At 45.5% G+C, this 22160-nt stretch carries 17 protein-coding genes and 1 pseudogene; 5 read left to right on the top strand and 13 right to left on the bottom strand.

The features are described 5' to 3' along the window. Window positions 1-13 precede the first annotated feature (13 nt). The 3 genes from ACEW8S_RS02765 to ACEW8S_RS02755 are packed head-to-tail and all read right to left on the bottom strand — an operon-like array spanning window position 14 to window position 4812. Window positions 14-1369, bottom strand: a complete 1356-nt coding sequence (locus ACEW8S_RS02765) for a vanadium-dependent haloperoxidase (protein WP_373516658.1) — start codon at window positions 1367-1369, stop codon at window positions 14-16. Continuing rightward, entirely contained in the window at window positions 1366-4671 is a 3306-nt protein-coding gene (locus ACEW8S_RS02760) for an FG-GAP-like repeat-containing protein (RefSeq protein ID WP_373516657.1), read from the bottom strand. Before ACEW8S_RS02760 ends, ACEW8S_RS02765 begins: the two co-directional genes overlap by 4 nt. A gap of 18 nt (window positions 4672-4689) precedes the next feature. Beyond that, complete coding sequence (locus ACEW8S_RS02755; protein ID WP_373516656.1) at window positions 4690-4812, bottom strand: hypothetical protein; 123 nt, start codon at window positions 4810-4812, stop codon at window positions 4690-4692. 150 nt (window positions 4813-4962) lie between these two features. On the opposite strand from ACEW8S_RS02755, the gene ACEW8S_RS02750 reads away from it, so the two are divergent. Then, window positions 4963-6615 carry a solute:sodium symporter family transporter gene (locus ACEW8S_RS02750; RefSeq protein ID WP_373516655.1) on the top strand — a complete coding sequence of 551 codons (1653 nt, stop codon included), beginning with the start codon at window positions 4963-4965 and terminating at the stop codon, window positions 6613-6615. Between the two features lie 108 nt (window positions 6616-6723). On the opposite strand, the gene lpxB is transcribed toward ACEW8S_RS02750, so the two are convergent. Both lpxB and ACEW8S_RS02740 read right to left on the bottom strand, forming a co-directional pair. Further along, window positions 6724-7848 (bottom strand): lipid-A-disaccharide synthase, encoded by a 1125-nt coding sequence (gene lpxB, locus ACEW8S_RS02745; protein WP_373516654.1) that lies wholly within the window; start codon window positions 7846-7848, stop codon window positions 6724-6726. Between the two features lie 2 nt (window positions 7849-7850). After that, window positions 7851-8135, bottom strand: a complete 285-nt coding sequence (locus tag ACEW8S_RS02740) for a hypothetical protein (protein WP_373516653.1) — start codon at window positions 8133-8135, stop codon at window positions 7851-7853. Window positions 8136-8411: 276 nt separating this feature from the next. Here ACEW8S_RS02740 and ACEW8S_RS02735 point away from each other — a divergent pair, with 276 nt between their 5' ends. From ACEW8S_RS02735 to ACEW8S_RS02725, 3 genes and pseudogenes are all read left to right on the top strand, one after another. Continuing rightward, window positions 8412-10595: a carboxy terminal-processing peptidase gene (locus tag ACEW8S_RS02735; protein WP_373516652.1), complete on the top strand. Its 2184-nt coding sequence runs from the start codon at window positions 8412-8414 to the stop codon at window positions 10593-10595. A 590-nt stretch (window positions 10596-11185) separates the two neighbouring features. Then, window positions 11186-11518 (top strand): annotated as a pseudogene (locus ACEW8S_RS02730) (hypothetical protein); the annotation flags it as partial. 9 nt (window positions 11519-11527) lie between these two features. Further along, window positions 11528-12328 (top strand): hypothetical protein, encoded by an 801-nt coding sequence (locus ACEW8S_RS02725; protein WP_373516651.1) that lies wholly within the window; start codon window positions 11528-11530, stop codon window positions 12326-12328. A 5-nt stretch (window positions 12329-12333) separates the two neighbouring features. On the opposite strand, the gene ACEW8S_RS02720 is transcribed toward ACEW8S_RS02725, so the two are convergent. Beyond that, complete coding sequence (locus ACEW8S_RS02720) at window positions 12334-12861, bottom strand: peptide-methionine (S)-S-oxide reductase (RefSeq protein WP_373516650.1); 528 nt, start codon at window positions 12859-12861, stop codon at window positions 12334-12336. 62 nt (window positions 12862-12923) lie between these two features. After that, on the bottom strand, window positions 12924-13388 hold the full coding sequence (gene msrB / locus ACEW8S_RS02715) for a peptide-methionine (R)-S-oxide reductase MsrB (protein ID WP_373516649.1): 465 nt from the start codon (window positions 13386-13388) through the stop codon (window positions 12924-12926). A 121-nt stretch (window positions 13389-13509) separates the two neighbouring features. Here msrB and ACEW8S_RS02710 point away from each other — a divergent pair, with 121 nt between their 5' ends. After that, on the top strand, window positions 13510-14307 hold the full coding sequence (locus tag ACEW8S_RS02710; protein WP_373516648.1) for a DNA/RNA non-specific endonuclease: 798 nt from the start codon (window positions 13510-13512) through the stop codon (window positions 14305-14307). A gap of 109 nt (window positions 14308-14416) precedes the next feature. Here the strand turns inward: ACEW8S_RS02710 and rodA are convergent, their stop codons facing one another. The 6 genes from rodA to purH form a co-directional block, all read right to left on the bottom strand. Next, window positions 14417-15700 (bottom strand): rod shape-determining protein RodA, encoded by a 1284-nt coding sequence (gene rodA, locus ACEW8S_RS02705; RefSeq protein ID WP_373516647.1) that lies wholly within the window; start codon window positions 15698-15700, stop codon window positions 14417-14419. Between the two features lie 6 nt (window positions 15701-15706). Next, the gene (locus tag ACEW8S_RS02700; RefSeq protein ID WP_373516646.1) at window positions 15707-17617 is read right to left on the bottom strand and encodes a peptidoglycan D,D-transpeptidase FtsI family protein; all 1911 of its coding nucleotides are present in this window, start codon (window positions 17615-17617) and stop codon (window positions 15707-15709) included. Between the two features lie 105 nt (window positions 17618-17722). Continuing rightward, the gene (locus tag ACEW8S_RS02695; protein WP_373516645.1) at window positions 17723-18232 is read right to left on the bottom strand and encodes a rod shape-determining protein MreD; all 510 of its coding nucleotides are present in this window, start codon (window positions 18230-18232) and stop codon (window positions 17723-17725) included. Continuing rightward, window positions 18222-19043: a rod shape-determining protein MreC gene (gene mreC / locus ACEW8S_RS02690; RefSeq protein ID WP_373516644.1), complete on the bottom strand. Its 822-nt coding sequence runs from the start codon at window positions 19041-19043 to the stop codon at window positions 18222-18224. Before mreC ends, ACEW8S_RS02695 begins: the two co-directional genes overlap by 11 nt. 44 nt (window positions 19044-19087) lie before the next feature. Then, window positions 19088-20116 carry a rod shape-determining protein gene (locus tag ACEW8S_RS02685; protein WP_373516643.1) on the bottom strand — a complete coding sequence of 343 codons (1029 nt, stop codon included), beginning with the start codon at window positions 20114-20116 and terminating at the stop codon, window positions 19088-19090. Between the two features lie 253 nt (window positions 20117-20369). Further along, a complete protein-coding gene (purH, locus tag ACEW8S_RS02680; protein WP_373516642.1) occupies window positions 20370-21899 on the bottom strand; it encodes a bifunctional phosphoribosylaminoimidazolecarboxamide formyltransferase/IMP cyclohydrolase in 1530 nt (509 codons plus the stop codon). Window positions 21900-22160: the final 261 nt, after the last annotated feature.

Genomic DNA, 22160 nt, shown 5'->3' with positions numbered 1-22160 from the left:
AATTTTTTGAAAATCAGTTCGTTGCGACCTCGCCCTTACCGGTCTTCATCTTCAGTTTGCCTACCACAAAGCTGCCCAAGTCCCTGCCTTGTTTCACCCCTACCTCAATGGCGGCGCGATAATGGATGCCACCGTACATGCGGCTAATGGCTGCTTCATCGGCGGCCTGCCGGAATGAATCGAAACTGCGGATGGGCAAGCCGTACGGGACTTCGGTATCATCGGCAAAAGCAAAATTATCCCCAAAAATATCGGTCAACGCAACCGATGCCGCACCAGAAACCACGGAATGCCCACTGGTATATTCCGGAAACGGGGGCGTTTGCAAGACCGGCTGCCAACTATCGTCGATATGTTGGTTGATCAAGGTCTCGGGGCGGATGAGGTTGCTCCGATATTTTTCGTCCCAGCAACTGATAAACGCATCGGCCATCGCAATAGAGGCCTTAGTGTAGGCATAGACCGTTTTGTCGAAATCGCTATCCGTTTTTTTGGCGGCGATTTTGGTAATACCGATCCAATGGGCCCCGGGCGTAATTTTTTTCGTAGCGAACATCAAATGCCCCCGGGTCACGGAGACATACGGGTTACAGTCCCAAAACTTGGCCATTTGAATTTCCTCTGACGCGTCACCTTCTTCGGCAATCTTATTGCCGATATCGTAGACCTCTTTGAGTTCCTTGTAAAAATCGGAGTTCTCGTCCAAGGAGAATTCAGGTGGGGGAGCGGGTTTGAACTGCTGTGCCGAATCAATGGCGAAAGGCCTGATCTTGCTCCAATGCGGCTCTATGCCATCGGCGTAGGCAGGGGGGGTCGGCTGCCAACGGGTCGGATTGTCGGCATCGACCGTAAACTTGGGCATGGTTCGGGTCTGTGGATAATTGTCCGCATTCATCCATACACCGATGTGGTCGGCGACTTTTAGGCCATACTCTTTTGAGGCATTGAAAATGGCCGGGTTTTTCCCTTCATAGATAGTGTACAGACTATCGCGATAGGCTTCCATTCTATCCTCCGAAAAAATCAGGCGCTTGCTCAGTTCCATGTGTGCGACAAGGGCCGAAAGCTCGTAATTTATGGTTTTTGTACTGTCGGGTTTCGGAATAGGAGCGAGGTCATGTAGCTGTCCGGCCAAGGATTGATACCCGTCGTCTTTCATCGCAACGATCTCATAGGCGGCGACATTCGGATACGCAAAAATACGGCTGGCCACCGGTGGTGAGAAAATATCGTGGATCATGATCTCGGTTACCCTATCAATAGAGCCATGGAGGTCGGCAGGAGTCACCGTTATGGGCTCATCATTTTGCTCTGGGGTGCAGGATGCAACAATAGAAACCAGTATCAGAATAAACCCTATCTTTTTCATCGTTCTGTATTTATTTTCGGTTCTGCCATACCGGCAGGCGTGTTTGGAATTTGCCGCTTGGCAATCAATTTATAAACCTGTGCGACGTCATTATTAACGGTCACCAACAAATAGGCTTGGTCGTTATGGTCGATAATATTCAGGTGCCGTACCGATTTTTGGTTGAGGTTTAGTCCGATTTGGGACCCCAAAATTACATTATTTTCATCTTTAATCAAGGCACCGGGAAAGGAATCGAAGCGGCCCTGATAGGGTTTGACCCCGTAATAGTTGCCCGCAGCAAGTACATCTTCTTTTCCGTCACCATCAAAATCATGCAAAATGAATGCCATTATTGGTGAAAGTTGCAGTTCGTTTTGAAAGGGAACGAAGGTAAAGCTGCCATTGTCGTTTCTTAGAAAGCCCGAACGCAGCTCGTGAACTTCCAGAACTTCCGCATTTTCAAGGATTTTTTTATCGAAAATTTCTTCCATCGATTTTCCGGCGAATGAGGCATAGGTGTTGAATTTCTTTTTAAGGGAGACCACTTGGGATGCCAATCCGTCTAGATTTTCCAATGGGTAGTATTTTCCTTCTTTTTGGATGGCCGTAATCGTTTCGGTCTGTCCGTTTCCGTCGAAATCGCCATAGTACATGGTAAGCGGTGATTTTTCGGAAGCCACAAATTTGGAGTTCGATCCCCAGTTGCCCAACAAGTAATCGGTATCGCCGTCGCCATCGATGTCGAAGGGTGCGATACTTTGCCAGAGCCCGTTTAACGAGGCATCGATTACTTCGGAAAGGGACAAGGTTCCATTTTCGTTTTTAAGGAAAGTGGGTGCCATCCATTCGCCGACAACGATAAGATCCTCTGATCCGTCACCATCAAAGTCGTTCCAAATAGCATCGGTAACCATCCCTAAATTTTGCAAGGCTTCATTTTCAAGGATGGTAAAGCTGCCCATTTTATTTTTTAGCAGGAAGGAATTCGGAAGTTTTCCAAAATCACTGGTAACCGCATGGTTGCCTACAAAAACATCTGGATTTCCATCGCCATCAAAATCGTTCGGTGCCAAAACGGATGCATTTTCGAAAGTTTCGGGAAGCTGCCCATTTACAAACATACCATCCCCTTGAACATAAAAGGAATCCAATAAGGGAGGCATTTTGTTGTAAAAATCACCGCCTCCGGAGCCTACTATCAAATCGTTTTTTCCATCCCCCGTAAAATCGGCAATAGTTGCGGTGACATCCTCTTTAATGGAATCCTTTGTAATTAGCGGAAAGCTGTGTTCCGAGAACATCGAGTCGGTTTGAATATAGATCCTGGAAGGAAAATATTTCGAACCCCCAAAGAAAATATCGGACCTGCCGTCACCGTTCAAGTCCCCTGTAGCGGTGGCCGGTCCTCGGTCGGAAAGTTGATAGGGTATCAATTTCTGCCGGTTGAAGTCGGTATAGTTGTCCTCTTCATGCCTAAAATCGATACCTAGATTATCTTCGACCTTTTCAAAAAGAGGGACGGATTCCGGTATCAACGAGCTGTACTCGAATGATTTGGTGTTTTTTGGTTCTATTGTCAACGTCTGGTTCGTGGGCACATTTCGTAGAACCTGATATTTTCCGTCAGGCCAGATTATTTTTAGGGAGTCAACTTTCTCGGCTTTCCCATAACCAAAATGGACAATAGGCTCTGATGAGGCCTGAAAGCCGCGTACTGTATGAAGTTCTTGATACTGTAATTTGCCATCCGAATAAGAAAAAACCTTGGTTCCTATCCCGAACGAATTCCCATTAAAATATTTGAATCGCAATTTTAGATAGTTCGACGTATCATCGGTTTGGTTGATATAAAGCGAGGCGGGACTGTTGAGGTTGTTGGTGACTAAATCCAAATCGCCGTCGTTATCGAGATCGCCCACCGCCGTCGCTCCTGAAATCAAGGTATCTTTTACGATCCATTCTCCCGATTCATCCTTGAAAGCTAGGTTATCGGCACCCTTAAAAATATAATTATGGATTTTCCCCGAGGGCATTTTATCCAATGCCTGTTGGTCCATCAACTTGGTATTGTTCATTTTGCCCCGAATCTGGTCGCTGCTGACGAAGTTGATGTAATCAAGGTCATTGGGACGTTTGGGAATGCCGTTGGAGATAAAGATATCCTGTTCCCCATCTTGGTCGTAATCGCCGAAAAGGGCGCTCCAGCTCCAGTCGGTCGCCGCTACGCCGCTCAGCAGGGCCGTTTCCATAAAAGGGGCATTCGGTTGGTTGATATTGAGCATGTTGCGGGTAAATTGGTAGCGGTAGCCGAATCTTTCCGTTCGCAGTTTTTGGGTCTGAACATTATCGTCGCCCTGTGAAGATTTTAATACGGCCTCATCTTGGGGGAGCATGTCCAGCGAAATCAGATCTGGCCAACCGTCATGATTGATGTCGGCTACATCGTTGCCCATGGAGAAACGCGAGGTATGCCCGAAAAACTGTTCGGCACTTTCCGTAAAAGTGGCATCGCCATTGTTCAGATAGTAATAATCATCTTCATGAAAATCGTTGCCCACATAGATATCGGGCCAGCCATCTTGATTAAAATCGGAAATCGCAAGACCCAGGCCATAGCCGTTTATACCGCCGAAGATACCCGCTTGCTCGCTAACATCGGTAAATGTACTGCCATCGTTGCGCAGCAGCTTATCGCCGGTCTGATAGTTTCTTTCATGGCGTAGGTCAGCCTTTCCGAACGATTCTTGGGTATGTACAGCGTGGTTGAGCAGGTATATATCGAGATCCCCGTCGCGGTCGTAATCTAAAAATGCGGCGTTAGAGCTGTAGGAATCGAAATCGAGTCCGTATAGGGCGGCGCTTTCCGTAAAGGTGCTGTCGCCCTTATTGATGTAGAGCTCATTGTAGCCGTTAAAACCGTTGATACCGACTACGGCGCATACATATATATCCAATAGTCCATCTCCATTGACATCGCCCATGACCGCACCGGTGTTCCAGGTACTATTGCCGGCAACACCTGCCTTTTCGGTGATATCCTCGAATTTTAGGTCGCCTTTGTTCAGATAGAGTCTATTTTTTACCTGATTGCCCGAAAAGTAAATATCGGGCAGGCTGTCATTGTTGATGTCGCCGATGGCCACGCCGCCGCCGTTGTAGAAATAGAGATAATCGAGAATATTGAGGACGTCGGTTTCGGTAAGGGTATTTTCGAAGGATATGCCCGATTTTTCGGAGGATGGATTTTTGAAAAGGGAGCCTTCTTCCGAGCAGGAAGTCAGGAGTAAGATCGTAATTATATGAATGTATATTTTTTTCATTGACCCAATGCATAAATCCTAGGCCTCCCCATCATTACTGATGTCGCCGATAGCAACGCCACTTCCGTTGTAAAAGTTACGGTATTTAAAGATGATGAAGTTTTTCTGGTCTTCGACCGAGCTGATGCAGTCGATAGGCAAATTTAGGCCAAGCCAAGTATCCAACCTACCCAATAGAAGAATAATTTGTAAAGTGTTGCCCCATTTAACAAAATCATCCCGATTTTATACCAAAATCCAGATGCAACCCCTATATTTAGCCTTGCTAATCACATCAAACCAATACGACCCATGGTAGGCATACTTTCTTTTCTAGGCTTTACGGTCCTGGTTGGCGTAATCGCCTATCTCGCGACACGTACCACTGACGAAACATCTTCCGATGGTTATTTTTTAGGAGGAAGAAGCCTGACTGCGGGCGTCATTGCGGGCTCGTTGCTTTTGACCAATCTCTCCACCGAGCAAATTGTAGGGCTAAATGGCAGTGCTTACAAGGACGGATTGTCGGTAATGGCCTGGGAAACCCTCGCTGCCATCGCCATGGTGGTCACTGCCATATTTTTATTGCCGAGGTATCTGAAGGAAGGTCTTACGACGGTGCCCCAGTTTTTGGCCAAACGATTCGATGTGGCCACGAAAACGATTACTTCGGGGCTGTTCTTGACGGGTTACGTCGTCGTACTCTTACCCGTTATTCTGTATTCGGGGTCGGTAGCTATCAGCGGTATGTTCGATGTTCCCACGCTTTTAAATGTTTCCGATAACACAGCCTTGGTCATTTGTATATGGGGTATCGGTATCATAGGTTCGATATATGCCGTGTTTGGAGGATTAAAAGCGGTCGTGGTTTCCGATAGTATCAATGCTGTCGGATTGATTGTCGGGGGAATTTTGATTCCGGTTTTTGGACTTATGGCCATTGGTGACGGGAGTGTTTTAGAGGGATTGGATACTCTGATTTCTGCGAATCCGGAAAGGTTCGATTCAACCGGGGATCCCGGACAGGAGGTCCCGTTTTCCACGATTTTCACTGGAATGATGTTGGTGCAGCTTTTTTATTGGGGTACCAACCAACAAATTATACAGCGGGCTCTGGGTGCCAAAAACTTGGCGGAGGGTCAAAAAGGACTGTTGTTGGCTTCTTTTTTGAAGATTTTGGGACCGTTAATCTTGGTGTTACCGGGAATGATCGCCTACTATTATTTTGAGGGCGGCTTGGCTTCCAGTGATTTAGCCTATCCGGAATTGGTTCGGGCAGTATTGCCAAAACCTTTGGTCGGATTTTTTGCCGCGGTGCTTTTTGGTGCCATCTTGAGCTCGTTTAACAGTGTGCTCAACAGTTCCGTTACCTTATTCGGAATCGATATTTACAAGCAGCATATCAATACGGAAGCTCCTGAGCGAACCGTGGTGAAATACGGGAAGATTTTTGGTATTTGTCTTGCCTTGGCCGCCATGTTTATCGCGCCACTAATTAAAGATGCTGGAAGCCTTTTCAACTATTTGCAGGAAATCAACGGTATCTACAGTATTCCCATATTTACGATTATAGTTATAGGGTATTTGACCAAGAGAGTGCCCGCCATCGCAGCCAAAATCGGTATTTTTTCAGGTTCCATACTTTATATTATCAGTCAATTTATAGTAGGCCCCAACCTTAAGGAAAATGCTTTGGAAGCTGCTAAGGCAGCTGGTATTAGCGATCCTGTCGAATTAGGCCTGGTCGAAGCCGAAGCCTATCCCCATTATTTGCACGTGATGGCCATTTTATTCGTTGCGAATATGTTGATCATGCTAATTATCGGTAAAATTTGGCCGAGAAAAGAACCCTTCGTGCTCGAATATAGCAAACAGGTAGACATTAAGCCGTATCGTTATGTCAACCAAGTGGGGATAACCGTTTGTATTATCGTAATTGGGATTTATATTTATTTTGCAAAGTGATCCAATCGGTAAGGCGATGCATTTTGACTGTGACCAGTGCGTTGTTTTGTAGTTCGGTGCCGATGGTTGAAGTTTGACAAATTTGGGGTGTCGGCATCCAAAAAAAAATCAGCGCGAACCTTGAAGATTGTCATAAATCAACCCTGCTGTCTTTTCACTGGCACCCTTTCCACCCAACTTTTTTTCAAGAATATCATAGGCTTCCAACTGGGCTTTGCGGGTCGGGCCATCGAGGATTTTAAAAAGGGCTATTTTAAGGTTTTTGGTAGTCAGCTCGTTTTGGATCAGTTCTTTGACCACTTCTTTGTCCATAATCAGGTTGACCAGCGAGATATAATCGAGCGTAATGATGCGTTTGGCGATTTGGTACGATATCCAGTTCGCCCGATAGCAGACCACTTGGGGGACTTTAAAGATGGCGGTCTCCAAGGTTGCGGTACCGCTGGTTACCAATACGGCATGCGATACTTCCAATAGATCATAGGTTTTGTTATGCACGAAACTAACCTTCGGATTGGTGAGAAAAGGCTCGTAAAATTCCCGATCTAAACTAGGTGCGCCGGCAATCACGAATTCGTAGTGCGTAAAATCGCCCATGATCGAGAGCATTATGTTGAGCATTTTCTGCACCTCTTGTTTACGGCTGCCCGGCAACAAGGCGATAATCGGTTTATCGGGATTCAGATGGTTCGCCTTCCGGAAATTTTTGGGGTCCAACGGTTTCCGATCGCCAATGGCATCCAGCAGGGGATGGCCCACAAAATTGACCGGAAAGTCATGCTTCTTTTCGTAAAATTCCTTTTCAAAAGGAAGGATGACGAACATCGCATCGATATCCCTTTTTATATCGGTTATCCGGTCTTCACGCGAGGCCCAAATTTGGGGCGATATGTAATAATTGGTCGTAAAGCGTTTTTCTTTTGCCCATTTGGCGATGCGAAGGTTAAAGCCTGAAAAGTCTATAAAGACGATGACATCGGGATTGAATTTATGTATATCCTCTTTACAGAAATTGATGTTATTTGAAATCGTTCTCAGGTTGAGCAGCACTTCAAAAAACCCCATAAAGGCCATTTCCCGATAATGCTTTGCCAGGGTGCCGCCCGCTTTTTCCATCAGATCTCCGCCCCAGCAACGGATATCGGCATCCGCATCCTTGGCCTTGAGGGCTTTGATGAGGTTCGAACCGTGGAGGTCGCCAGAGGCTTCACCGGATATGATGTAGTATTTCATCCTTAGAAAACTTTATAATACAGAATTACTAACGCCGTCAAAATAGTAGCGATCAGCACCCCTTTTGCACGATGGTCCCTTCCGATCTTTAAAAAACCGAAAAAGGCGATGAGGTTCAAGATGGCGCCCAAGGCTAGAAGGCTACCAACATGTCCTTGCTGTACCGCGGCCTCAAAAGTGGCTACAATGCCAAGTCCGGAAAACAGCAAAATGTATAAAAGTGTACCGATGGTATTGGCAATGATGCCCACTGCAAAGCCGATTATTAGTTCCTTTTTAACGTCCATGAAAAAGTTTATAGGGTTTATAGGTCTAGGAGTCCAGAAAAAATAACTTGCAACAAAATCAAAGGTTTTGCCATTACTTATAATTTATGTCGCAAAAATACGTTTTACAAAACATATCGATCATCGCGGGTCCTATCCCCGTTTAACAAAAAATTAATGCCGGGGTCTTAAGGTGGCATGGTTTTTTCAGTACCTTAGAGGATTGTATATGTGATAAGGTCAATAAGGGAGAAGTTAATTTCCTTGGCCGATTTTCTCAAAATAAAACTAAAATTGATGAAAAGGAATCTTGCCTACGCGCTTTTGGTAATGCTCATTTCGGTTGCTTCGTGCAGCTTTACCAACAAGTCTTTTGAAAATGACGATAAAGATAAATTATTATTGGACCTGATTACCTATGTGCTCGAAAAAGGCCATTATGAGCCCAAGACCATCGACGACGATTTTTCCGTCAGTGTGTTTGAAGATTTTATCGATGTTATCGACCCTACAAAACGCTATTTTCTGGAAGGGGATATCAAGGAATTCGAGAAGTTCAAATTCCAGATAGACGACCAGATCAAAAGCACCGATATTTCCTTTTTCAATATGGTTTACGACCGCTTGATTATGAGGATGGAAGAGGCCAAAGGTATTTATAAGGAAGTCCTCGATACCCCCTTTGATTACGATGAGAAGGAAAGTATCGATATCGACTACGAAAAATTACCATTTGCGGCCTCAAGAAAGGATTTAAAGGAACGTTGGAGACAGCAATTAAAGTATGCCACCCTGGGCACTTACGATTCCAAGATTAGGAAGGTATCCAAAGATGCTGAAACTGAAAAATCCCTCGAGAATGATGAGGTGGTGGAAAAAGTTGTTAAGGAGGGCGTAGATGATTTTCCAGATGAACCGATGACCCCGAAAGAAGCCGAGGTCTTTTCCCGGGAATCCACTAAAAAGACCTTGGACGAGTTTTTTGATTTCGTCGACGATGTCGAGCGTAAAGATTGGTTCGTACAGTACATCAACACCATAGTTGACGAGTTCGACCCCCATACCTATTACTTTGCCCCTGACGAAAAAGAGAAGTTCGATGTGGGTATGTCCGGTAAGTTCGAGGGTATTGGTGCCCGTTTGCAGAAAAAGCCTGACGGTGCCCGGATAGTGGATATCATTTCCGGAGGTCCCGTATGGCGCGATGGGCAGTTAGAAGTTGGCGATGAAATAATGAAGGTCGGCCAAGATGGCGAGGAGCCTATCAATATTGTAGGTATGCGTTTAGATGATGCCATTAAGCTCATCAAAGGCGCGAAAGGCACTACCGTAGACCTGACCGTTCGTAAAATCGACGGGTCTATGGAAACCGTTTCGCTGACCCGTGATGTCGTGGAGCTGGAAGAATCTTTCGCCAAATCCGCCAATATCATTAAGGAGGGTCATACATACGGACTCATAAACCTACCCAAATTTTATGTAGATTTCGATGATTACACGGAACGGAACGCGGCCACCGATGTCGCCAAAGAAGTGGAGCGCTTGAAGGAAGCCGGTGCCGAAGGCCTGATTCTCGATTTGCGCGATAACGGCGGCGGATCCTTGAAGACCGTAGTCGAAATGGCCGGATTGTTTATTAAAGATGGCCCTATCGTTCAGGTCCGTTCTTCCGGAAAAGGAAAGGATGTCTATGACGATAAGGATGAGCGCATTCAATGGGACGGTCCCTTGGTGATACTCGTCAACGAACTTTCCGCCTCAGCTTCCGAAATTCTGGCAGCGGCCATGCAAGACTACAAAAGAGGTATTGTCATCGGCAGCGAACAAACTTTTGGTAAAGGCACGGTGCAGAATGTGATTCCCTTGGAAAATATCGTACGCAGCAACGACCATGGCGATTTGGGTGCCATAAAACTGACGACACAAAAGTTCTACCGAATCAACGGAGGTTCGACCCAACTAGAAGGGGTAAAGAGCGACGTTGTGGTACCGGACAGGTATAGTTACATCGATTTAGGCGAGCGCGATCAGTCAAATCCTTTACAGTGGGATAAAATATCCCCTGCGAACTATAAGCCGTGGAATGGCTATATCGATTACGACCGAACCATAGACAACAGTAAAAGGAGGATGGCCAACAGCGCCCAGATCAAATTGATCGAGGAAAACGCCAAATGGCTAAAATCAAAACAGGATGAAACGACCATCTCCTTAAACTACGACACCTATAAAGATGATGAAGAACAGGCCAAAAAGAAATCGGAATACTTCAAAACCATTACCGATTATGATTCCAAGTTGTCCTTCGAATCCCTGAAATACGAAGAAGCCTTATTTGCCAAAGATTCCGTACTGCGCGATAAACGCAACCGCTGGCACATGAATCTTGCTAAGGATGTCTATGTGGAGGAAGCGGTTAACGTATTGCAAGATTTGAAGAACAATAGTTTGGAGCATGGTAAGCTGGCGGTGAAGGGCTGAGGCCGGATATTCAATTGATAGGGTACAAAATTAGGGAATCCCGATACTAAAGTGTCGGGTTTTTTTATGGAAGACCATTGACGGGTGACAATTCAATTTTGTTTATTTTTAGGGAAGATTTTTTACCAAAGAAAAGCTACCGCCTATTAAAAATCATCGACAAAACGTTTTTTTCTTTAACAATTTTTATATATTCGAATACCCCCATTGATTGCTTCTTGAGTTTTATTCCTTTTTAAAGTTTATTGCTACAAAAGAAAAAAAACCTAATAATGTCTTGTAGCAAATACAAAATTTGAAATAGAGTATGACCTATAAGGCGGCATCGGTTAGCATTTGTGCTTTTAATCGACCCATACAGGTTGAATTATAATGAGATTGGTTTTGGCCTTTTGGAATTCAACCTTTTAATAGCCCCCCCCGTATTAAAAAAATTTTAACCTTGAAAATCGTATATTTAATATACGTTTTACATGGTTAAAATGGAAATAAACCGAATATCCGAACTGTGGCTCGGGAATTTATGCAAGTATTTCCTGCTACTGGCATCATAGGGCCTAGAGAGGTGGGCAAGACCACCTAAGCGTAGGGCTTCCTGGGAGGGTTTCGTCATAGAACAAATCTGCAATGTTTTGGATAACGAAACGAGGCCCTTTTTTTACAGAACGCAACAAGGTGCCGAGTGCGACCTGAGATTGGAAAGAAATGGTCCGGTAACGGCAGCCATCCAAATCAAACTGCCATCGAACGCCAAAGCGGGCAAAGGGTTCAGGATTTCCCTAGAGAATACCAGGGCGGCCAAGGGCTTTATCATTTGCAACACCGAAAAAACCTATAAAATCGATGAAAAGATAACAATAACCAACCTTGGCCATTTCTTGACCTATCTGCTCCCTGAATTAAAGCGAATTAAAATCCTATAAAATAATACTATGTCCGACAAAGTAACTTCTGAAGGCGAATGCATTTTCTGCAAAAAAACATTTAAAAAAGCGGGTATCAATCGGCATCTGGCCAAACATTTGGCGGAGAGGGTCGTTCAGGGCAAAAGGGAAAAATCCTTTCATCTTAAGGTGGAACCGAATTGGTCGAAAAACCCATATTTTCTTTCGCTTTGGATAGATGGAAATACCATGATGGAAGCGTTGGATTATTTTCTCAGGGCCATTTGGCTCGAATGCTGTGGCCACATGAGTGCCTTCCGGGATATTGCCAAGAAACCGGACTATAGATTCGGGGGCGGTTTCTTCGACCTTATGGATGCCTATGAGCTTTTAGACGAGGGCAAGGTGGCGGAGTATGAACGGACAATGGAAGCGAACACTGGCGAAATTCCCAAATCGAGAAAGGCCAAAGACGCCTTATTTGTGAATCAAAAAATCGAATACGAATATGATTTTGGCAGTACCACCGAGTTGCGGATAACGGTCATGGGCGAGTACGGTATCAAAGCCGACGACAGCATCGTTTTATTATCGCGAAACGAACCCTTGGAATGGAAATGTGAAACCTGCAACAAGGCGGTGGCCGAAGAAATCTGTTCCGTATGCCTTGGATATGAAGATGAGGGGATGTTCTGTAGAAAATGCGCTAAGAAACACAGCAAGGAATGCGAAGATTTTGCGGATTACGCAGCCATGTCAGCGGTCAATTCCCCGCGCATGGGGGTCTGTGGATATGATGGCGGTGATATCGACAAAAAAAGGGATGGTAATTTGAAAGTGTCAAGTTAGTGGATTTAATATTTTATAATGGAATCAATAGGATTTGAAAGCCTTATTTTCTCGCCATCTATCGCATTTGAAAACCGCTCCAACAAAAACTGCAATTTAGGTTGGATGTAGTTTTGGCAAAACGGTTTCTGTGGATTTTTATAGTAGTAATCGGTAAACTGCTCATCGGATGGTCTGAAGGTGACGAAAGGAAGCACCTCGGTAATCAACGGTCGCTCAAAATCAGGTTGCAATCTCTTCAGTATTTCTTGTGCCTTAGCCCGCTGTCCGTCTGAGAACGTATACACCGCAGAACGGTATTTTTGCCGCATAGAATGGTTGGAAGTACTCTCGTGCGTATGCAAATGGATCTCGATGAGGTCTTTCAGGGTAATGGATGTAGCGTCAAAATGAACGATAACCGCTTCTGAAAAAGTAGCGTTTTTTTCTGTGGAAGCTACAAAGCCCTGTTCGACCTTTTCCACACCGCGGAGGGATTGAAAAACAGCTTCGGTACACCAATGGCAACCTCCGCCGAGGCCAATTTTCTTCAATTTTGAGTATATTTTAATTTGGCCGCCGTACACTTCCGTAAAATTTGAATCAGTGCTTACCACTATCGCAACTGCCCACTTCCGACCTCCTGCAACTTCAAAGATTCCGAGTTCATGCAATACCGTAATCCACTTGGTGGCGGGCCGTCCTGGAAAACGTGGCCCAAGTGCGCGTCGCAAGTGTTGCACAATGCTTCTACCCGAATCATACCGAAAGAGGAGTCCTTAAAATATTTTACCGCATTTTCTTTTATGGGCTGGTGAAAACTGGGCCATCCGGTGCCGGATTCAAACTTGATCGTCGAATCGAACAAGGGCGTATCACAGCAGATACAGTTATATTTTCCCGCTTCGTGGGATGCACAGTAGGCACCTGAATGTGGGGCCTCTGTTCCTTTTTTTCGAGTGATTCGGAACTGTTCCGGAGTCAATATTTCTCGCCATTCGGCTTCCGTCTTTTCGACCTTTCGGTCAGGTTCGGGGTTTCCTTTAGTGCTGAATCGCATAACATCTTTCCAAGTGAGCATATTTCTTTGATTTTTTAGTGTTCCTAAAGTAATCCTTTAGTCGTAAAAACAAGAGGAAAATATCTTATAATTACGTGAAAATTAATAGTTATATTGAACAAAATCTTCTTAGTTGTACGGTGTGCGAAAAACCATATATTCTCTCCTACTGGTCGCCTGCATCGTCGGTTTCTGGGTTTTTGAGAACTTTTATACATCGGATAGCTACTCCGATCCGGAAAATACCGGGTTGAAAACGGATATTCCCCCCAATTTCATGCCCAGTTCCACAACGGGTGCCATTGTCGAGCATAGATATTATAGTTTGTCGTACAATGAGCCCTTCGAACAGGCCGAATGGGTAGCCTACGTGCTTAAGAAGAGCCACCTGACCCGCGACCAGCGAAAGCGTCCCTTTTTTATCGAAGATCCGAAAGTGAAAACCAAATCCGCGGATTGGCGTAACTATAGGGGTTCGGGGTATGATCGGGGACACCTTTGCCCCGCGGGCGACCGCCGATTTTCTGAGCAGGCCTATAACGAATCCTTTTATACAAGTAACATCAGTCCGCAAGACCGCGATTTCAACGCGGGCGTCTGGAACCGGCTCGAGCTGCAGGTACGCGATTGGGCCAGAAGCTACAATGAACTGTTTGTTGTGACCGGCGGCGTTCTTGAACCGGGCTTGCAAGAAATAGGGGAAGAGGATGTCGACGTGCCCCGATATTACTACAAGATCTTGGCTAGGGGAGCGCCCGACAACCCCAAAATCCTGGCCTTTTTGTTTTTTGGAAAGGAAAGTACCAAACCCCTTCGCCGGTTTACGGTTTCCGTTGATGACGTCGAAAAACGCACGGGGATAGATTTTTTTGAGAACCTTCCGGATGAGGTAGAGTCGAGGTTAGAGGGTAAAGTCGAGATTAGTGATTGGAAGTTCTAGGAAAAACTCTCCCGGTGCCAAGCCGCCTTGCTGGCAGGCAAGCTCAAATTTTATACATCGAGCACCGAGCATCCAGCATCAGACCTTTTTTTAAACTTGACACTTTAACTCAAATCCCTTCCTTCAACCGATTGGCATCCAACTTTATAAAAATGAAAAGCAGCATGGTGAAGAAAAGCATTCCTGATCCCCCGTAACTGAATAGCGGCAGGGGTATACCAATGGTGGGCAGTATGCCGATGACCATGCCGATATTGATGAAATAATGTACAAAGAGAATCGAAATCACCCCATAACCGTACATTCTGCTAAAAGCGTTCTTTTGCCTTTCGGCCAGAAAGACCAATCGCAAAAGCAATAATGTGAATAGCAGCACGACCGTTACCGTACCGATAAAGCCCCATTCTTCGCCGACGGTGGTAAAAATATAATCGGAATGCTGTTCGGGCACGAAATTACCCTTGGTGCGGGTACCTTCCAAAAAACCCTTTCCATAAAATCCGCCGGATTCGATGGCCTTCTCCGATTGGTAGGAGTTGTACCCGATTGTTTTTTGAATCTGTTCCAGTTTTTCGGGGTCATTTTCCAAACGGAGCCATAGCGAAAAACGGTCGCGATGCCGCTGCTCGAAAACATGGTCAAATACAAAATCGACCGATAGCGAAAAGAGTATGGTAACGATAAGGGCCGTAGCTAGAGGGAGTAACGGCATTTTGAATTTTTTCTTTTTTAACAAAAGAAAGATAAGGATTAGCAGGGTCAGAATAATGGCGATCCAAATAGTACCGAACATCAAGGTGGTGACAAAGATCAAAACGGCGAAAAGGGCTATGCCCAGATAAAAAATTGGAAGCCCTTCCCTAAAAATAACGAACGAGAGGGCAAAAAAGACCAGGGCACTGCCCGGATCTGGCTGGGGAATGATCAATATTGCGGGAATCAAAATAATAATAAAGGCGTAGAGCTGGTCTTTCGTCCGTTTGATATCCGTCTGAATATCGCTCAAATATTTTGCCAGGGCAAGGGCGGTGGCCACTTTGGCGAATTCCGCGGGCTGAAGGTTGAAAAAGCCGAGGTCGTACCATGATGTCGCCCCCGAAATGGTCTTTCCGAAAACGAACAGACCGAGCAACGATAGCATCGAGACAATATAGAAAACACTGGAAAAGCGTTCGTAGAAGCTGGCTTCAAGGGCCAGCAAAATAACTACGGAGACAAAACTGACTATGATAAAAGACAGTTGCTTGCCGTGTAAGGTGCCAAAGTCGAAAATCGATGCACCGTTCTCTATGAACGTACTCGAATAGATATTTACCCATCCGATGGTCACCAGTAATAGATAGAACAATACGCTTAGCCAATCGATACGTTTGAGTACACTTTTACCAGCCATAGACGCTTATATTGAGGTATCCTCTTTTTTCTGCTTGATGGCATCTTGGCTCCAGTCGTATTCGTTGATCTTAAACTCCTTGCCGCTATAGGGTTTGGCGTATTCGCGTTCGAGGGAACGCTCGAGCATCCGCTTTTCAAGATCGGTGCGGGTAATTTCGCCTTTGAGGTATTTTTCGATCATTAGCGAGGCAATGTGGCCGGCATATCTTGCGCCGTAATAGCCATTCTCGATATAAACGGCGATTGCGATTTTAGGATTTTCAACAGGGGCGAAGGCCACAAAGATGGAATGGTCGGTGAGCTGCACCCGTACACTGTCTATTTTGGTGTAGTTCTCTACCGTTCCGGTTTTTCCGGCGATATCGATGCCGGGTATCTGTACTAATTGGCCTGTTCCTTTTGTGTAAACATCTGCCATGCCCTGAATGACCGGTTCAAAGTGCCGCTTATCGATGGTGGTATGTTTGGCCTCTACAAAATCTGGGATGTCGATATCTTTGCCATCCACTTTTTTCAGGATATGGGGTGTGAAATAAAACCCCCGATTGGCTATGGCGGCCGTCATATTGGCCAATTGGATCGGCGTAGCGGCCACTTCGCCCTGACCGATGGAATTCGAAATAATATAGGATGACGACCAGCGGTTGTCACCGTACCACTTATCATAGTACTCTTTGCTAGGTATTCTGCCCTTTCTTCCCGTGGGAAGGTCGTATCCTAAATATTCTCCGAGGCCGAAACTTTTCATATGTTTTTCCCACACATCCATTCCCTTATCGGTGGTATCGTATTTTTCGTAGATTTTTCGGAATGCATTGGCAAAATAGGCGTTACACGATTTATAGATACCGTTGTTTAGGTTGCGCATACCACCACCACAGTGGCAGCCCCTTTTCTTTCTTCCCACATAAAAACCGTTGTAGCACTGAACGCTTGTGCTTGCCGCAATGACTCCTTCCTGCAGTGCCACTAATGCGTTGAGGGTCTTAAAGGGGGAGCCTGGCGAGGGCTCGGCCAAAATGGAGCGGTCCCAAGTAGGTCTTGCGATACTGTCATAATGGAGCACACTGTAGTTTTTTGACCGTTCCCTGCCGACCAAAAGTGCCGGGTCGTAGGTTGGCCCCGAAATCATCGATAGAATCTCTCCGGTAGCCGGTTCTATCGCCACTATTCCACCGCGTTTACCGTTCATCAGCCGCTCTCCGTACTCCTGAAGGTCTTTGTCTATGGTGACATTAAGTTCGAGGCCTTGTTCGGGCAAAGTATCCAAAATACCGTTTTTATATTTCCCGATATCACGGTTGTAGCGGTCTTTTTGTATGTACTGTACCCCTTTTCGTCCCCTTAAAATATCTTCGTACTGCTTTTCCACTCCGGTACGCCCTGTCAGTTCGCCCTGCACATAATAAGGGTTTTTGGCCAAATCTCTTTCGTTGACCTCACTGATATAGCCGAGCACGTTGGCCGCACTGTTGGTATCATAATATCTGAGGGAACGTTGTTGGATATAAAAGCCTTCGTAGTGCCGCATTTTTTCCTGCAGCTTGGCGTAATCCTGTTTTGAGAGCTGGGGTACAAAAACGGACGGAAGCCTGGGGGAATAGACCTTGGCCTTATGCAGTTCCTTGATGAAATCCTTCTTTTTTATGCCGAGCAGTCCGCAGAACTCCAAAGTATCGAGTTCCTGTACCTCCCGAGGAATCACCATTACGTCGTATGCCGGATCGTTGCCTACCAAAAGCTTGTCGTTACGGTCATAGATATAACCGCGCTCGGGGTAGTCGTAGACACGTTTGATAGCAGGATCTTCCAAGACCTGGTCCGGTGAAAAACTGAAGATCTGCAGATACGAAAGCCTGCCGATAAACGTGATACCGATGATGACGATGATGGAGGATAGGAGTATTTTTTTCAACTAAGGGTTTGTTTTAATGGTTTTGACGTGAGACCGCTTTGCTTCTTGCGGAATTCGAAAATTCGAACTTCCTACTTCGTATTTTTGGTCTATGCTTTTCACTTCTCACTCTTTTCTTACGCTGAAAAGCGAACCGAACAGCAAACAAAGCAGCAAAGTTACGGCGCCGGTAGCCAATACTTTCCTCAAAATTAACAGGAAATTTGCCAAACTAAAAATTTCCAGCGTATAGAAGACCAAATGGTGCACTACAATCAATAACGTTAAAAACGTAATTTGTTGTATACGAGTGGTATTACTTAGCTTAAAACTCTGAAACTCGAAATTGACCCCGAAAACAAATCGCATGATGGCCGGTCGCATATAGGCAATGGTCAATGTCGATGCGGCGTGCAGGGCCATCGAATCGGAAAAGTAGTCTATCGATATGCCCAATAAGAACGCAAGGCCTATAAACGCTGCCCTGTTCTCCTTGATCGGATACCAGTACAGAAATAAAATGTAGACCATCGGGTTGATAAACCCGAAAAAATTGAGGCGGTTGAACACCAGCACCTGAACCAGCACGAGCAGTATAAAGCGGACCACGTTCAAAAAGTACGAGTTACTGATCATCGGTCTGGGTCTGGTTTTCCAATTCTTTTATTTCTTCGCGAAATTCGTTGTTCACGATATAAACGTTCCTGATATTGGTCATGTCGTTAAAGAGCGCCACATCGATACTGTAAAAACTGTTCGAACTGTTCAGGTCGAATTTACGTATGGTCCCGATAGGTATGCCCTCGGGAAAAATACTGCTCATACCCCCAGTAACTATGGTATCGCCAACGGTTAGCTTCACCAAACGCGGAATGTCGATGAGCTGCACCATGTCGTAACGTTTCATGTCCCAGACCAGCGAACCGAAGTGGTCGGTGTTCTTGATCTTGGCGTTGATGTTCGATTTTTCGTTCAGAATACTTTGTACCGTGGCAAAATGGTTCGAGGTGTTCTCTATGATGCCCAAAATACCTTTGCTGGTTATTACTCCCATATCGCCCTCAACGCCGTCTTTTTCCCCCTTATCGATGGTAATATAGTTTCGGGGCTCTGCAAAACTGTTTTTGATGACCCTGGCGGTCGTGATGGTATAGGTACGCTGCGTTGAATCGGGAAGGATCGAATCGATTTCCCCCGCATTGAAGAGCAGGTCGCGCAAACGCTTGTTCTCGTCCATCAGTTTTTGGTTCTCGGCATTAAGTCCGAAATAGGTAGAAACGTTGTTCGAGGTCTCGAGAATGTTACCGGTCAGCCAGTTCGAAGAATTGAAAAAGCGGGATTGGTGGTACGAGTGCGATTGTATGGTAAAGCCTATCGATACGATCATCAGAAAGATATAAAGAAGAAAGTTCTTATATCGAACGATAAAGTTGATGATCTGCTGCATGCCCCGTGCTAGTTAAGATTTACCGTGTTCTGTGACCCGTTCTTTTACTTTATAAGGATGCTCTTGTACCGATCTAAGTTCTTCAAAGCGATACCGGTACCACGAACGACCGCTCGTAAAGGGTCTTCGGCAATATATACGGGAAGGTCCGTTTTTTGGGATAGCCTTCGATCCAATCCACGAAGCATCGATCCGCCACCGGCCATATAGATACCGGTATTATAGATGTCGGCGGCCAATTCTGGAGGTGTCTGCGAAAGGGTCTCCATAACGGCATCCTCGACACGTAGGATGGATTTGTCCAAAGCCTTTGCGATTTCCCGATAGGATATTTGCACTTGCTTTGGTTTTCCGGTCAAAAGGTCACGCCCCTGAACGGATTTGTCGTCGGGCGGTGTCTGAAGATCTTCCGTTGCCGAACCGATCTCGATTTTAATATTTTCCGCGGTAGCTTCGCCAACATAGAGGTTATGCTGGGTACGCATGTAATAGATGATGTCATTGGTAAAGACATCGCCCGCAATTTTCACGGACTTGTCACAAACGATACCGCCTAAAGCGATAACCGCAATCTCGGTAGTACCCCCACCTATATCGACGATCATATTGCCTTTGGGCTGCATGATGTCGAGGCCGATACCGATAGCGGCGGCCATAGGTTCATGAATAAGGTAGACTTCCTTACCGTTTACGCGTTCCGCGGATTCCTTTACCGCGCGCATTTCCACCTCGGTAATGCCCGATGGAATGCAGATGACCATACGCAGTGCCGGAGGAAACCATTTCTTTTTTAATGCGGGAATGTTCTTAATGAACATGTTGATCATCTTCTCAGAGGCATCAAAATCCGCAATAACACCGTCCTTCAATGGCCGGATGGTCTTGATGTTTTCGTGCGTCTTGCCCTGCATCAAGTTGGCTTCTTTGCCAACGGCGATGATTTTACCGGAAATACGGTCACGGGCAACGATAGACGGACTGTCGACAACGACCTTGTCATTATGAATGATGAGGGTGTTCGCCGTTCCTAGGTCGATGGCGATTTCCTCGGTCAAGAAATCAAAAAATCCCATTTTGTTATATTGGTTATAGTATTAGTTAGATAAGGGTTGAGATCGCAAGATGAATGCTATGCGTTTCATCGACAAAAGTAGCGAAATTAGCAGCCGCTCCGTTTTTTATGTTGTGAATTCGCTTCTTATGAGGGTCAAACTATAAAGTATTGAAGGCTATGCTACTAAAAAATATGATTTCAGCCCCGTTTTAACGAATAAATTTGGTTTTTGTGGTAGAAATAGATATGGTAAAAAAAATCTACACTACCGGTCAATGTTTAAAATGACGTGTACCCGTCATGACCATAGATACATTATTTTCATTACAATAGTCGATGCTCAGCTGATCTTTTATAGAGCCTCCGGGCTGTATGACGCTGCTGATGCCACTTTTTTCGGCAATTTCGACGCAATCGGGAAAGGGAAAGAACGCATCGCTGGCCATCACCGCTCCTTCAAGCTCGAATTTAAAGGATCGGGCTTTATGAATGGCCTGATTTAGGGCATCTACACGAGACGTTTGCCCGGTACCGCTGGCGCACAATTGTTTGTTCTTGGCAAGCACGATCGTATTCGATTTGGTATGCTTGCAGAGTTTCGAAGCGAAAATAAGATCTTCCAGTTCCCTTTCGGAAGGTCTTTTTTCCGTCGCATACTGAAACTCGGATACACTGTCCGTTTTATGGTCCTTATCCTGTACCAAAACGCCGTTCAGGCAGGTCCGCACAATCGTATCGGGCAGATCAACCTCGTTCTGGATTAGGATAATCCTATTCTTCTTTCCTTTTAAGGTTTCCAGCGCATCATCGGAATAGCTGGGCGCAATGACAACCTCACAGAACAACGTATGTATTTCTTCCGATGTGGCCTGGTCGATTTCGACATTGCTAATTAGAATGCCCCCAAAAGCGGAAACCGGATCTCCGGCCAAGGCATCGAAGTAGGCTTGATGAATGGTTTCCCGTTGTGCCAACCCGCAGGCGTTGTTGTGTTTTAGGATGGCGAAGGTCGGCATGTCCCCTTTGAATTCGTTCATCAGGTTAACGGCGGCATCGACATCCAATAAGTTGTTGTACGAAAGTTCCTTACCGTGCAATTTGATGAACATTGCCTCGAAATCGCCGAAGAAAAACCCTCTTTGATGCGGATTTTCACCATAGCGAAGGACCTGTCCCTTGGTTTCGCTGATTTTTAAGGATGCGATTTCGTGGTCTTTGTTGAAATAATTGAAAATGGCCGAATCGTAATGCGAGGAGACGTTAAAGGCCTTGGCGGCAAAATTTTTCCGGTTTTCTAGGGATGTACTTCCGTTTCCTTTGGAAATAATTTCCAGAAATTCCCCATAATCTTCCATGGAAGACACACAGAGCACGTCGTTATAATTCTTGGCGGCCGCCCGGATCAGGGAAATCCCCCCGATATCTATTTTTTCGATAATCTCCTGTTCGGATGCCCCACTGGCGACCGTTTTTTCAAAGGGATAGAGGTCTACGATGACAATATCCAACTGTGGGATGTCGAACTCCTCCAATTGGGCAATATCACCCGCATTGTCCTGTCGGTTCAAGATACCACCGAACACCTTGGGATGCAAGGTTTTCACGCGTCCCCCTAAAATGGAAGGGTAGCTGGTGACATCTTCAACGGGAACTACTTCGATACCCAGGTCTTTTATGAATTTTTCCGTACCTCCAGTGGAATAGATGGTGATGCCAAGTTCCTGGAACTTTTTGACGATAGGTTCCAGACCATCCTTGTGGAAAACGGAAATTAAGGCCGAATTAGCTTTTTTAACACTCATTTTTATGTTGTTATAATCGGGACAGAAGTCGATGTGTCCCATATGATTTTACGGACAAGCAAAAGTACTTTTTTCGTAAGGAAAATGGGAGGGAGGTTATCAACAATCGAAGGTAAGTTTTGAACGGAGGTTTTCTTCCCTTACCGAGAATCTGGGGATTTCCATTCTGGCCGATCTTTTAGCTTCCATTTCTTATACGCTTCGGTCTCCTCGGCCCGGGTTACCTCAACTCTCCCGTCGGGATGCCTTATAGTGGAATAC

The organism is Pricia sp. (genome assembly GCF_041745955.1).
Taxonomy (GTDB): Bacteria; Bacteroidota; Bacteroidia; order Flavobacteriales; family Flavobacteriaceae; genus Pricia.
The sequence above is the reverse complement of the archived record's forward strand: the minus strand, read 5'-3'. Positions and strand labels throughout refer to the sequence as shown.